Origin of the sequence: Gordonia liuliyuniae (genome assembly GCF_021738805.1) — a bacterium.
GTDB lineage: Bacteria > Actinomycetota > Actinomycetes > Mycobacteriales > Mycobacteriaceae > Gordonia > Gordonia liuliyuniae.
The window spans coordinates 46,884-59,767 of record NZ_JAKKOR010000012.1 but is presented as its reverse complement, the minus strand read 5'-3'; the positions used below and the strand labels follow the sequence as shown (position 1 = coordinate 59,767).

12 protein-coding genes are annotated in these 12,884 nt (G+C 67.6%); 8 read left to right on the top strand and 4 right to left on the bottom strand.

Annotated elements, in window-relative coordinates:
- The first annotated feature begins 20 nt into the window (after window positions 1-20).
- The 3 genes from ctaD (at window position 21) to L5G33_RS16165 (ending at window position 3,843) form a co-directional block, all read left to right on the top strand.
- A complete protein-coding gene (gene ctaD / locus L5G33_RS16175; protein ID WP_236999192.1) occupies window positions 21-1,733 on the top strand; it encodes an aa3-type cytochrome oxidase subunit I in 1,713 nt (570 codons plus the stop codon).
- Window positions 1,734-1,856: 123 nt separating this feature from the next.
- Window positions 1,857-3,086 carry a phosphoserine phosphatase SerB gene (gene serB / locus L5G33_RS16170; RefSeq protein WP_372476925.1) on the top strand — a complete coding sequence of 410 codons (1,230 nt, stop codon included), beginning with the start codon at window positions 1,857-1,859 and terminating at the stop codon, window positions 3,084-3,086.
- Window positions 3,087-3,090: 4 nt separating this feature from the next.
- On the top strand, window positions 3,091-3,843 hold the full coding sequence (locus tag L5G33_RS16165; RefSeq protein ID WP_236999190.1) for a peptidyl-tRNA hydrolase: 753 nt from the start codon (window positions 3,091-3,093) through the stop codon (window positions 3,841-3,843).
- On the opposite strand, the gene L5G33_RS16160 is transcribed toward L5G33_RS16165, so the two are convergent.
- Complete coding sequence (locus L5G33_RS16160) at window positions 3,818-4,840, bottom strand: LLM class flavin-dependent oxidoreductase (protein WP_236999189.1); 1,023 nt, start codon at window positions 4,838-4,840, stop codon at window positions 3,818-3,820. The two genes, L5G33_RS16165 and L5G33_RS16160, sit on opposite strands and share 26 nt — an antisense overlap.
- Window positions 4,841-4,930: 90 nt before the next feature.
- Here L5G33_RS16160 and L5G33_RS16155 point away from each other — a divergent pair, with 90 nt between their 5' ends.
- A complete protein-coding gene (locus tag L5G33_RS16155) occupies window positions 4,931-5,761 on the top strand; it encodes an ABC transporter ATP-binding protein (protein WP_236999188.1) in 831 nt (276 codons plus the stop codon).
- 55 nt (window positions 5,762-5,816) lie between these two features.
- Window positions 5,817-6,626 carry an NUDIX hydrolase gene (locus L5G33_RS16150; protein WP_236999187.1) on the top strand — a complete coding sequence of 270 codons (810 nt, stop codon included), beginning with the start codon at window positions 5,817-5,819 and terminating at the stop codon, window positions 6,624-6,626.
- A 31-nt stretch (window positions 6,627-6,657) separates the two neighbouring features.
- Here L5G33_RS16150 and L5G33_RS16145 read toward each other — a convergent pair whose 3' ends face one another.
- Window positions 6,658-7,686: a DNA polymerase domain-containing protein gene (locus L5G33_RS16145; RefSeq protein WP_236999186.1), complete on the bottom strand. Its 1,029-nt coding sequence runs from the start codon at window positions 7,684-7,686 to the stop codon at window positions 6,658-6,660.
- Between the two features lie 79 nt (window positions 7,687-7,765).
- Here L5G33_RS16145 and L5G33_RS16140 point away from each other — a divergent pair, with 79 nt between their 5' ends.
- Genes L5G33_RS16140 through L5G33_RS16130 form a run of 3 tightly spaced genes read left to right on the top strand, consistent with a single transcriptional unit; the run spans window position 7,766 to window position 10,256 of the window.
- A complete protein-coding gene (locus L5G33_RS16140) occupies window positions 7,766-8,554 on the top strand; it encodes an enoyl-CoA hydratase/isomerase family protein (protein ID WP_236999185.1) in 789 nt (262 codons plus the stop codon).
- Window positions 8,555-8,561: 7 nt separating this feature from the next.
- Window positions 8,562-9,533 carry a class I SAM-dependent methyltransferase gene (locus L5G33_RS16135; RefSeq protein ID WP_236999184.1) on the top strand — a complete coding sequence of 324 codons (972 nt, stop codon included), beginning with the start codon at window positions 8,562-8,564 and terminating at the stop codon, window positions 9,531-9,533.
- A gap of 36 nt (window positions 9,534-9,569) precedes the next feature.
- The gene (locus L5G33_RS16130) at window positions 9,570-10,256 is read left to right on the top strand and encodes a hypothetical protein (RefSeq protein ID WP_236999183.1); all 687 of its coding nucleotides are present in this window, start codon (window positions 9,570-9,572) and stop codon (window positions 10,254-10,256) included.
- Between the two features lie 39 nt (window positions 10,257-10,295).
- On the opposite strand, the gene L5G33_RS16125 is transcribed toward L5G33_RS16130, so the two are convergent.
- A complete protein-coding gene (locus L5G33_RS16125; RefSeq protein WP_236999182.1) occupies window positions 10,296-11,504 on the bottom strand; it encodes a THUMP-like domain-containing protein in 1,209 nt (402 codons plus the stop codon).
- A gap of 4 nt (window positions 11,505-11,508) precedes the next feature.
- On the bottom strand, window positions 11,509-12,822 hold the full coding sequence (locus L5G33_RS16120; RefSeq protein ID WP_236999181.1) for an outer membrane protein assembly factor BamB family protein: 1,314 nt from the start codon (window positions 12,820-12,822) through the stop codon (window positions 11,509-11,511).
- Window positions 12,823-12,884 lie beyond the last annotated feature (62 nt).

The following is a 12,884-nucleotide window of genomic DNA, read 5'->3' as shown; positions in this document are numbered from 1 at the left end:
GTGCTCACGAGGAGGATTCAGTGACCGCGGTAGATCAGCCGACGACCCGGGTGGAGGCCGAGCGCCCCTATCCGGAGCGTTACCAGCCCAAGGGCTCTTTCTTCTACAAACTCATCACGACTACCGATCACAAGCTGATCGGACAGATGTATATCGTCACCTGTTTCGCCTTCTTCCTCGTCGGCGGTCTGATGGCGCTTCTGATGCGTGGCGAGCTCGCCCATCCGGGACTTCAGTTCCTGTCGAATGAGCAGTTCAACCAGCTGTTCACGATGCACGGCACCGTGATGCTGCTGATGTACGCGACGCCGATCGTCATCGGCTTCGCCAACTTCGTTCTCCCGCTTCAGATCGGTTCCCCCGACGTCGCGTTCCCGCGCCTGAACTCGCTCGGCTACTGGCTGTTCCTGTTCGGCAACCTGACTGCACTCGGCGGGTTCCTCACCCCGGGCGGTGCGGCTGACTTCGGTTGGACGGCGTACACGCCGCTCACCGACATGGTGCACTCGCCAGGTCTCGGCGCCGACCTGTGGATCATGGGTCTGGGTGTGGCCGGTCTGGGCACCATCCTGGGTGCGGTCAACATGATCACCACCGTCGTGTGCTTGCGTGCACCGGGCATGACTATGTTCCGCATGCCGATCTTCACCTGGAACATCCTCGTCACGAGCGTCCTGATCCTGCTGATCTTCCCGCTGCTGACCGCCGCCCTGATGGGCCTGGAAGTGGACCGCCAGTTCGGCGCTCACCTGTACGACCCCGCTAACGGCGGTGTCATCCTGTGGCAGCACCTGTTCTGGTTCTTCGGTCACCCCGAGGTCTACGTGATCGCAATCCCGTTCTTCGGCATCGTGTCCGAAGTGTTCCCGGTCTTCTCGCGTAAGCCGATCTTCGGCTATTCGGGTCTGGTGTACGCGACCCTCGCGATCGCCGCGCTGTCGGTGGCCGTCTGGGCGCACCACATGTACGTGACCGGCTCGGTTCTGCTCCCGTTCTTCTCGTTCATGACGTTCCTCATCGCGATCCCGACCGGTGTGAAGTTCTTCAACTGGATCGGAACGATGTGGAAGGGTCGAATAACGTTCGAGACCCCGATGCTGTTCTCGATCGGCTTCATCGTGACGTTCCTCTTCGGTGGCCTCACGGGCGTTCTGCTCGCCGCCCCGCCGATCGACTTCCACGTCTCGGACACGTACTTCGTCGTCGCGCACTTCCACTACGTGCTGTTCGGCACCATCGTGTTCGCCACCTACGCGGGCATCTACTTCTGGTTCCCGAAGATGACCGGACGCCTGCTCGACGAGACGCTCGGCAAGTGGCACTTCTGGCTGACGTTCATCGGCTTCCACCTCACCTTCCTGGTGCAGCACTGGCTGGGCAACGAGGGTATGCCGCGTCGTTACGCCGACTATCTGCCGTCGGACGGTTTCACCACGCTGAACCTGGTGTCGACGATCGGCGCCCTGGTTCTGGGTATCTCGACGCTGCCGTTCCTGTGGAATGTCTTCAAGAGTTACCGCTACGGCGAGGTCGTCACGGTTGACGATCCGTGGGGCTTCGGCAACTCGCTCGAGTGGGCCACCAGCTGCCCGCCGCCGCGCCACAACTTCACCGAGCTGCCGCGGATCCGTTCCGAGCGCCCCGCCTTCGAGCTTCACTACCCGCACATGGTGGAGCGCATGCGCGACGAGGCCCATGTCGGCTGGGGCAGCGAGAAGCACAAGACGCACTGACCGGCTAGAACCCGGGCACGACTGCGTAGACGACGAGACCCGTCCGAGTTCACTCGGGCGGGTCTCGTTGTATGTCTGCGGCCCGGTTCGCTCCGACCGCGGCCCAGGCCCCATAATTCAAGGGTGGAAAAAGTGGACTCCAAGCGCACCATTCTCATCACCGTCAGCGGCCCGGACAAGCCGGGTGTGACCTCGTCGTTGATGGGGGCGCTCGCAGGCGTCGGAGTCGACCTCCTCGACGTCGAACAGGTGGTGATTCACAACCACCTGACACTCGGTGTCCTCGTGACGACGACCGGGTCGGCGGCAGCGGTCCTCGACGCCGTCGACCTGCCGATGCATTCGCGCGGCATGTCGGTGGAGCTGGCGGTGGACGCGACGAGCCACGGGCACCGCCCGTCGTCGCACGCGATCGTCATTCTGGGGCAGCCGGTGTCGGCCGAGTCGTTTCAGGCGGTGGCCGCTGAGGTCGCGGGGTGCGGCGGGAACATCGATTCGATCCGCGGCGTCGCCGACTATCCGCTGACTGGGTTAGAACTGCTGGTGACCGTCGGTGACGACGAGTCGACTGACATGGCCCTCCGCGCGGGGCTGGTGACAGTGGCGTCGAGATTCCCGATCGACATCGCCGTCGACCGTGGCGGCCTGGCACGGCGCGCGAAACGGGTCATCGTGTTCGACGTCGACTCGACACTCATCCAGGGCGAGGTCATCGAGATGCTGGCCGCTTCGGCAGGCCGGGAGGCGGAGGTCGCTGCGGTGACCGAGGCGGCGATGCGGGGTGAACTCGACTTCGCCGAATCCCTGCACGAACGCGTCAAAGCGTTGGAGGGGCTCGACGCGTCGGTGATCGACGAGGTTGCGTCAGAGCTGCAGTTGACGCCGGGCGCCCGCACCACGATCCGCACGCTCCACCGTCTCGGCTATCACTGCGGTGTGGTGTCGGGCGGATTCCGTCAGGTGATCGACCCGCTCGCCCGGGAACTCGAACTCGACTTCGTCCGTGCGAACACGCTCGAAGTAGTCGACGGCACGCTCACCGGCCGGGTGATCGGCGAGATCATCGACCGGCCGGGTAAGGCGCGGGCGCTGCGCGCGTTCGCCGACCAGGTCGGTGTGCCGATGGGTCAGACGGTCGCGGTTGGCGACGGTGCCAACGACATCGACATGTTGGCGGCGGCAGGCCTGGGCATAGCATTCAACGCTAAGCCCGCGCTCCGTGAGGTCGCCGACACCACTCTCGACCATCCGTTCCTGGACGCGGTGCTGTTCATGCTCGGTGTGACCCGCGACGAGATCGAAGCCGCCGACATCGAGGACGGCACTCTCCGCCGCGTGCCGCTGGAGTCGTAGGACGGTGTTCTCCGACTCGTACACCCGACTCGTCGGATATGTCGGCGGCGGCGAGGATCCCGCCGACCCGGCGCACGTCCTCGCGATGCAGATGGTGCTGCAGATCGAGAAGGTGGACCCGCCGAACAAGCACGGACTGCTGGTCGCGGCCGCCCGCGCCGCGGTGCTCGTGTGTCTGGATGAATGCGGCGAGCACGGCGGGCCGTGGGCTGCGGGACTCGACGAGTGGTGCGATGCGCGGATCCGCAAGATCGCGCGACGGGCGCGCGGAAAGCAGTGGCGCGACGTGCAGAACCTGTGGGGCGTGACGGCCGAGCACGACGGCTGCCGTGCCCGCGCGTTCGTGCCGGGACGGGTCGGCGACGTCGACCAGCGGATCCGGAAGCTTCAGATCGGCGGCACCGACGTCGACGGTGAGCTGCCCGGTGGCGAGGAGCAGGCCGGTGACGTGGACGGTCTGTGTCTGTGGCTCAACCCCGGAGTCGAGATGTCCGTCGGCAAGTCGGCCGCTCAGGTCGGGCATGCGTCAATGCTCGGCGCCGAACTGTTCACTCTCGGTCAGGCGCAGGTCTGGTACGACGCAGGATGCCCGCTGGACGTTCGACAGGCCGACGCCGCGCGCTGGGCGAGGTTGCGCGACGCCGTGGCCGCCGGCACCGCGTCCGCGGTACGTGACGCCGGTTTCACCGAGGTCGCTCCCGGTTCGATGACGGTGATCGCCGAGCGCGCGTCTACGGCGTCGGTGCGAGGTGTTTGACGGTGCCGAGCGAGACGTCGCGGTCGCCCGCGAGCGGGGCGAGGATCAGTTCGTCGGCGCGGGCGTGGCGCGCGAACGACGCTAACTGGTCGCGGACCTGCGCGGGTGTGCCGACGGCGGCGTAGCGCAGCATCTCGTTGACGTGCCCGCCCTGCGGGCTGTCGAGCAGCATCTCGGCTTCGGCGTCCGTCAGATTCCGGCCCCGGTTGAACAGATGTTTGATCCGGCCCACCTTGGCTTTATGGAACTCGTCGGCCGCGCGGCTGGCGTCGTCGTCGGCGATCACTGCGGCGGCGGCCATCACGTACGGCTCGGTCTCGCCTCCGTCGGGCAGCGCGGCTGGCCGGAAGTCGTGCAGGTAGGTGTCGACGGCCTGTTCCAGAGCCTGCGGTGCGAAGTGGGAGGCGAACGCGTACGGGAGTCCCACGGCGGCCGCCAACTGGGCGCCGAACAGCGACGAGCCGAGGATGTACAGCGGGACGTCCGTGCCGCTTCCGGGGACCGCCTGGACTCCGTCGACGCCGACACCCGAGAAGTAGCGGAGCAGTTCGACGACGTCGCGGGGGAACTGCTCGGACGCGGCGTGCGTGCGGCGCAACGCGTGAAGCACGGCCTGATCGCCGCCGGGGGCGCGGCCGAGGCCGAGGTCGATGCGGCCGGGGTGCAGTTCGGCGAGGGTTCCGTACTGTTCGGCGATCGCGAGCGGGGAGTGGTTGGGCAGCATTACGCCGCCTGCGCCGAGGCGGATGCGAGAGGTGTGCGCGGCGATGTGCGCGATCAACACGGCGGGAGCGGACGACGCGATGGTCGCCATGTTGTGGTGTTCGGCGTACCAGATGCGCTCGTATCCGTGGCTGTCGGCGTACTTCGCGAGCTCGGTCGAATGTCGCAGCGCGTGCGCCACCGGCTCGCCGGGCTCGACCTGGGCTAGGTCGAGGAGTGAGAGGGGGATGGCTGCCAGAGAGGACGCGGAGAGCGGGGAGGAAGAGTCGGTCACGTCTTCGTGCAGCGACGTATCTCGTCCGTTTATTCCCCGATCGGCTATGTCCGTCACAGGTGCGACGGTCCATCCGGCACCATGGAGGGCGTGACCGAACGCATCGCTGATCCTGATCTCCTCATCGAATTCCACGACGTCTCGCTGGTGCGTGGCGGCACGACGCTGGTCGGCCCCGTGGACTGGCGGGTGGAGCTCGACGAGCGGTGGGTGATCATCGGCCCGAACGGCGCGGGGAAGACGTCGCTCCTGCGAATGGCTGCGGCGCTCGACCACCCGACGCGCGGTGAGGCGTTCGTGGTCGGTGAACGACTCGGGCGCACCGACGTCCGCGAGCTGTCTACCCGCATCGGGCTGGTCAGTTCGGCGTTGGCAGGACGCGTCCCCGCCGACGAGAAGGTCGCCGACCTCGTGATCTCGGCAGGCTACGCGGTCCTCGGTCGGTGGCGTGAGGAGTACGACCCGTCCGATCGCGCGCAGGCGACGAACACTCTCGAGTCGATGGGCGCCGAACACCTCGCCGACCGCACGTTCGGCACGCTCAGCGAGGGGGAGCGCAAGCGGGTGTTGATCGCTCGCGGTCTGATGACCGATCCGGAGCTGCTGCTGCTCGACGAGCCGGCGGCCGGACTCGACCTCGGCGGTCGCGAAGAGCTCGTCGATCGGCTTGGTGCGCTCGCCGCCGACCCGGATTCGCCCGCGATGGTGTTGATCACCCACCATGTCGAAGAGATTCCGCCCGGCTTCACCAACGTGCTCATGCTGTCCGAGGGCGGCGTCGTCGCACAGGGGGCGATCGACGATACGTTGACTGCCGAGAACCTGTCCGAGACGTTCCGCCAGAACATCGTTCTCAGTTACGACGACGGGCGCTACTTCGCGCGCCGTGCTCGGCGAGCCGGAGGGCACCGGCGCGCCTGACCTCACGCGTCGGTTAGTGTCGATTAACTTCCAATGGCGAGTTGAGGAGAGTCACGTGTCTGAACCTGGCGAGGTCCCTGTGCGGGACGCGTCCACTGTCGTCCTCGTCCGTGACGGGCAGGACGGCATCGAGGTCTTCCTGCAGCGCCGGGTCAAGCAGATGGCGTTCGCCGGCGGCATGACGGTCTTCCCCGGCGGCGGTGTGGACCCCAGGGACTGCGACGCTGTGGTCCAGTGGGCTGGTCCGGACGTCGCGTTCTGGGCCGACGTGTTCTCGACCGACGAGGCGTCCGCGCGCGCCCTCGTGTGCGCTGCGGTCCGTGAGACGTTCGAGGAGTGCGGCGTGCTGTTGGCCGGCACCGCGGATGCGGTGCACGACGATCCGGCGTCGTTGTTCGGCGAACGAGCGCGGCTGGAGGCCAAGGAGATCTCGCTCAGCGAGTTCCTCGACGCGCAGGGCCTCGTCCTGCGCGCCGACCTCCTGCGGCCGCTGGCGCATTGGATCACCCCCAAGAACGAGACCCGCCGCTACGACACCCGCTTCTTCCTCGCTGCGATGCCCGACGCGCAGGAGGCCGACGGCGCGACCAGCGAGGCCGCTGAGGCGAAGTGGATGACCGCGGCCGCGGCGATCACCGATTGGGACGCGGGCACGCACTTCCTGCTGCCGCCCACCTGGACGCAGCTGCGGTCGATCGCCGCATTCGACACCGTCGACGATCTGCTCGTCGCCCCGCGCGACATCGCGCCGATCGAACCGACGATCAGCGACGGTTCGGGCATCGCTGGCCTGCGGTTCGCCGACTCGGACAGTTACCTCGCCGCACTCGCCGATGGACGCGTGGAGAAGAACTTCTCGAATTAGGCGTCCCGAATGCTGCCAACCGCCCTGGACATCACAGCTCGCCGTCCGCGGTGTCCCGGTCGTCCCACTCGAGGAGCGTGTCGAGGCGGTAGGCGATGTCGTCGATCGGTTCGTGTAGATCGCCGAGGCGGCCTAGTCGTTCGGGGACGGAGGCGACGGTGAAGTCATCCGGTTCGACGTCGTCGATCTCGTCCCAGGTGATCGGCGTCGACACGGTCGCGCGGGGCGTGGCGCGCACCGAGTACGCGGCGGCCATCGTGTGATCGCGGGCGTTCTGGTTGAAGTCGACGAACACCGACGACGGGTCGCGGTCCTTGCGCCACCAGGTGACGGTGGCCTCGCCTGCGGATCGTCGGGCCACTTCGGCGCCGAACGCGTGGGCGGCGCGACGGACGTCGGCGAACTCGTAGTCCGGTTCGATGCGGACGTAGACGTGCATACCGCGCCCGCCGGAGGTCTTCGGGTATCCGGTGATGCCGAGCTCGTCGAGGACCTCGTGGACGAGATGAGCCACGCGGCGTACGCGCGCAAAGTCGCAGTCGGGCATGGGGTCGAGGTCGATGCGCCATTCGTCAGGTCGTTCGATACCGGGCGAGCGGAGCGAGGGGAGATGTGAGGGCGAGCGGAGCGAGGGGAGATGTGAGGGCGAGGGGAGGTGTGACGGCTCTGCGCGTCGTGAGTTCCAGGGGTGGAACTCGACGGTCGCCATCTGGACGGCCCACAGGACGGCGGCTGGCTCGGTGACGCAGAGCTCTTGCACGATCCGCGAGTAGCGGGGGAAGTACACGTCGACAGTCTCGACCCAGTCGGGGGCGCCCGCGGGCAGCTTCTTCTGGTGCACTTTCTTCCCCGCCGTGCCCTTCGGGAACCGATGCAGCATGCAGGGTCGGGCACGCAGCGCGCGGGTGATCGGCTCGCCCACCGACTGGTAGTAGCGGGCCAGGTCGAGTTTGGTGAGTCCGACGTCGGGGAAGTAGATCCGGTCCGGGCTGCTGACCCGGACCGTTCTGGTCTGCCCGCCCGGCGCGGGGACGGAGAGCTCGACGGCATCTGCACTCATGAGGTAACAGTAGTGCGCTCGAGTCCCGCTCACGAGGACTGATTGCGGCCCGCAGCTTACTAACCGGTAGCCTGCGTGCATGGCTGAGTTCGTGACTCTGGAGACATCGCCGGATCATCCCGGCGTCGGGACGATCCGTTTGAACCGTCCGCCGATGAATGCGTTGAACCGTCAAGTGCAGGCCGAGTTGTCGGCAGCCGCCGACGAAGCGTCGACGCGTGACGACATCAAGGCGGTCGTCGTCTACGGCGGACCGAAGGTGCTCGCCGCGGGCGCCGACATCAAGGAGATGAACGAGATGTCGTTCGCCGACATGTCGAAGGTCGCAGGCAAGCTACAGGACGGGATCGGTGCCATCGCGACCATCCCGAAGCCGACGGTCGCGGCGATCACCGGCTACGCGCTCGGCGGCGGACTCGAACTCGCGCTCGGCGCGGACCGTCGGATCGCGGGCGACAACGCGAAGCTCGGCGTCCCCGAGGTGCTGCTCGGTGTGATTCCGGGCGGCGGTGGGACACAGCGCCTCGCTCGTCTGATCGGTCCGTCGCGCGCCAAGGACATGATTTTCAGCGGACGTTTCGTCGGGGCGGACGAGGCGTTGCAGATCGGCCTCGTCGACCAGGTCGTGGCCCCCGACGACGTCTACGACGCGGCGCTCGCGTGGGCCGACCAGTTCGCGAATGCGGCGTCGGCTGCGCTCGCCGCAGGCAAGGCCGCCGTCGACGCGGGGTTGGACACCGACCTGGCGACCGGCCTCAAGATCGAAGCTCAGCTCTTCTCGTCGTTGTTCGCGACCGACGATCGCACGATCGGCATGGAGTCGTTCGTGGCGAACGGTCCCGGCAAGGCGAAGTTCACCGGAAAGTAGGACGACGATGACCACGATCGACAACAACGACCCGGCGCCGAACCCGCACGCGACTGCCGAACAGGTGCAGGCCGCGCTCACGGACACCAAACTCGCGCAAGTCCTCTACCACGACTGGGAGGCCGAGACCTACGACGAGAAGTGGTCGATCTCGTTCGACGAGCGCTGCATCGACTATGCGCGCGGTCGCCTCGACCTGATTCTGCCCGACGCTGAGCTGCCGTACGGGCGCGCGATGGAGCTGGGTTGCGGCACCGGCTTCTTTCTACTGAATCTCATGCAGTCGGGAGTCGCGGAGAAGGGGTCGGTCACCGACCTGTCGCCGGGCATGGTGAAGGTCGCGCTCCGCAACGCCGAGAACCTCGGTCTCGACGTTGATGGCCGCGTCGCCGATGCCGAGAGTATTCCGTACGAGGACGACACATTCGACCTCGTCGTGGGACACGCTGTGCTGCACCACATCCCGGACGTCGAGAAGTCGCTGCGCGAGGTGCTGCGCGTGCTCAAGCCGGGCGGTCGCTTCGTGTTCGCGGGTGAGCCGTCGACGTACGGCGACTTCTATGCACGCTGGATGAGCAGGGCCACGTGGTGGGCGACCACGAACATCACCAAGTTCGGTCCGCTCAAGGCGTGGCGTCGTCCGCAGGAGGAGCTCGACGAGAGCTCGCGGGCGGCCGCCCTCGAAGCGGTCGTCGACATCCACACGTTCTCGCCCGAGGACCTGGAACGGCTCGCGACGAGTGCGGGCGCGGTCGAGGTCCGTTCGGCGAGCGAAGAGCTGGCGGCCGCGATGCTCGGCTGGCCGGTCCGTACCTTCGAAGCCGCGGTGCCGCCCGAGAAGCTCGGCTGGGGTTGGGCACGGTTCGCGTTCGGCGGCTGGCGTCGCATGACCTGGCTCGATGACAACGTCCTACGCAAGGTCGTGCCGCCGGAGTTCTTCTACAACGTGCTGATCACCGGAACCAAGCCGGAGAAATAGCCGCAGGACGGCGCGCCGTGTGCTCGAATGACTTGTATGAGCCGGATTGTTCGCGGCGGCGCGTTCGCCGTTCTGAGCGCAGCAACGATCGTCGCCCTGGCCGCGTGCGGATCTGACGGCGAACCGACGACGGCGTCGCGCGACTCGTCGTCATCATCGACGGAGGGGTCGTCGGCCGAGGGGGCCGACGACGCGGCATGTGAGCAGAAGCCTCGGACGGGCTCCGTCGCGCTCCCGACCGCCGACGCGGACCTGGACGCGGGAAGTGCAGCGTTCCGGGTGACACTCGACGACGGGACCGCGAAGTGCGTCTCGGTGGTCGGTGCGCCCGATGATGACGCAGGGGAGTGGGACAAAGAGGCCGACAAGATCGAGTTCGAGTTCCGTGCGGGCGATTCGTCGGCCGGTCTCGTGGTGACGTTGACCGATCGGGCGAGCGGTGCGAGCGACGATCTGCCGACCACGGTTCCGGGCCCCTACTCCGACGGGTTCATCGGCTTGCAGGTGGACGGCGGGTATTTCCCGGACGGCTGGCACGACAAGTGCGAGCTGACGGTGACGGCGCTCAGTGCCGACCTCGTGTCGGGCGAGTTCACGTGTGCGAACATCGACGCGATGGACGGCGGCCCGTTCACCGACGACGATGACAGCACCTCCGGGGCGCCGTCGAACGCGAAGAAGCTGGTGTCCGCCGACGGCTGGTTCGTCGCGTCCAGGAACTGACCGTGATCGGCCCCGAACGCTCGAACCGACTGGGTCGATCTAGTGCCGAACTCCCGGCTCGCACACGAATGCGACCCCGTTGCGGCCGATCCGCGTCAGGACGAGCGCCAGCGGTGTCGACCCTTTCAGCTTCAGCTTGCGGCGCAGCCGGTCCGGATCGATGTCGAGGCCGCGGACCAGGATCTCTAGACTGCCGCAGTCGTGGGCGGCGAGCACCGAGCGCAGGGCACGCTCGGTGACGCCGAGCCGGTCGACGATCCGGAAGCCGCGCGCTCCCGCAGGCACCGTGTCTCCGGTCAGATAGGCGATCTGCGGGTCGAGCTGTCGCAAGCGGTGCCGGTGCGCGTAGTGGCGGACGAGTCCGGCCCGCACCACCGCGCCGTCCGGGTCGACGATCCAGTCGTCGACGCCGGGGTCGTCGACCTCGTCGGAGTCGTCGGAGGTCAACTCGTCGACGTGCACTGCACCGTCGCCGACGGTCCGCAGGACGGTGGCGCGGCGCTCCGGTAGATCGTCGGCCTCGGTCCACAGACACGCCTCACGGACGCCGCCGTCCAGCGACGTCACCTGAATCGCCGCGTCGACACCGAATCGGTCGCGCAGCATCCGGTAGTCGAGGCCGGGGGAGCATTTGACGACGAGGGGTCGCCCCGCGTAGACCGACAGCAGTTCCAGGAGCGGCGGATCGAGTTCGTCGAGGCGAAACGTCCGACCGCGCGCGGTGCGCCGTCCGGGATCGGCGATCACGACGTCGGCCTGTGAGCAGGGGGCGAGGGCGTCCGCGCGTACCAGTTGCACCCCTGACCGTCCACGCAGATTGTGGGCCGCCATCGCGAGGCGGACCGGGTCGAGGTCGCTGCCGACCACGCCGCCGAGACCGTCCGCCGCGGACAGCGCCAACATCTCCGAACCGATCGAGCACGTCACGTCGTGGACGACGGCGCCGGGGTGTCGTCCCGCTATGTCGGCGGCGCGGTGCGCGGCGACGGCCGACGGTGTGGACTGCTGCAGCGAGGTGTCGCTCAGCAGCAGTTCGTCGGCGTCCTCGAGTTTTCCGACGGCGCGACGTCGCGCCCGCACGGTCTCGACGAGCGCCGCCTCGTGGGGTGCGTGCCGACCGCGCAGGGTCGGCACGTCCTTCAGCAGAGACGCATCGGTGAGCGGAAGTCTTGCCGCGTCGGCGAGGGCGTCGGCACCCCGCTGCGAGGTGAGGAACGTGACATCGTCGACGTCGAACTCGTACGCCATGACGTCAGGAACGTCGGTCGAAGAAGTACACGGTCCCGCCCGTGACGGAGACAGCGAGCTGTCCGGCCGCCGACACGGCGACCCCGGTGGAGAATCCGGACGCGTCTGGCAGCGGCAGCGACCTCTTGGTCTTGCCGGTCTTCGTGTCGAACTCGGTGAGCACCAGTTGTTGGTCGGCGCCCTCACGGACGACCGCCCAGACGGCTCCCGTCGTCGTCTGGGTACCGACGCCCGCCGACGCGACGTCGTCACGGTGAGCGACCTCGGTGACGTGGTCGCCGTCGTCGTGCAGGATCGTCAACGGCGACCCGAGACCGCCCGCGGGGACGATCGTGCCGTCCGGCGCCACCGACAAAGTCGAGAAGCCCGCATCGTCGAGTCGGTGCGACCAGCGGACGCGACCGTTCGAGGCGTCGACCGCGTACAGCTTGCCGTCGCGCCCGAACGCATAGACGGTCGTGCCGTCGGCCGACAGGCTCGCCGGCCCGGCCATTCCGCCGCCGAGGTCTGCGGTCCACAAGGTGTTGATCTTCTCCTCGCCTGTAGCGTCGACGTAGGTCAGCGCGGTGAGCTGGGAGTTCTTGGCGCCCTGCGGGAAGACGTTGAGGAACACGCGATTGGTCGCCGCGTCGACGGCGGGCGGTGCGGCGATCGCGCACTCCGGTCCGCCGTCGGCGCACTGGTCGGCGCCTGCGGTCGGGTCGGTTCCGGCCGACCTCGGCCGGAACCGCTTCTGCGGTGCTGTGAGCTTGCCCGTCTGTGCGTTCACGAGCATGACCTGACCTCCGGTCGTGGCGACGAGCACCCGCCCCGGACCGGCCGACTTCGCCGACAGGCCTAACCCTTCTGTGCGTAGTCGCCACCGGATCGCTCCGCCGCTGCTGTAAGCGATGAACAGGCCGGCCTTACCGATGTACGGTTGGCCGAGTTGGTCGTAGAAGGCCGTGTTGATGGCCGCCTCGGGCCCGAGGCGTTTGCAGAAGTTCTTCCGCCCCGAGCGCTGGTCGAGTACCTGGAAGTCGCATCCGGCAGGCGCCTGCGATGTGCTGGCGACGTTGCCTCCGCCGTCGATCGCCACCTGTGCCAGCATGCGTCCACCCGCAGACCGCGTCCACGACAGCTGCAGATCCTCGGGGACCGACGAGTAGGTGAAGTTCGCATTTGCCCCGTTGCCGCCGTACGACGACCAGCCAGCCGCCGGTTGCGCCCGGAGATCGCGGTGACCGTCCGAGCATGCGGTCGCGATCAGCGCCAGCACGGCCGCCAATGCCGCGAACACCAGGCGTGAACTGCGTCGTCGGCGGACTGCCTGGGTCATCGTGCTCCTGATGTCGGTGGACGGGGTTCGCGGACGACTCTATCGTGTCGCCTCAACCTGAT

Bases quoted from the DNA above. Each gene is read 5' to 3' on its own strand.
- L5G33_RS16135 (WP_236999184.1), top strand. From the start codon at position 8,562: ATGACCACGATCGACAACAACGACCCGGCGCCGAACCCGCACGCGACT.
- L5G33_RS16140 (WP_236999185.1), top strand. From the start codon at position 7,766: ATGGCTGAGTTCGTGACTCTGGAGACATCGCCGGATCATCCCGGCGTC.
- L5G33_RS16130 (WP_236999183.1), top strand. From the start codon at position 9,570: ATGAGCCGGATTGTTCGCGGCGGCGCGTTCGCCGTTCTGAGCGCAGCA.
- L5G33_RS16145 (WP_236999186.1), bottom strand. From the start codon at position 7,686: ATGAGTGCAGATGCCGTCGAGCTCTCCGTCCCCGCGCCGGGCGGGCAG.
- L5G33_RS16120 (WP_236999181.1), bottom strand. From the start codon at position 12,822: ATGACCCAGGCAGTCCGCCGACGACGCAGTTCACGCCTGGTGTTCGCG.
- L5G33_RS16125 (WP_236999182.1), bottom strand. From the start codon at position 11,504: ATGGCGTACGAGTTCGACGTCGACGATGTCACGTTCCTCACCTCGCAG.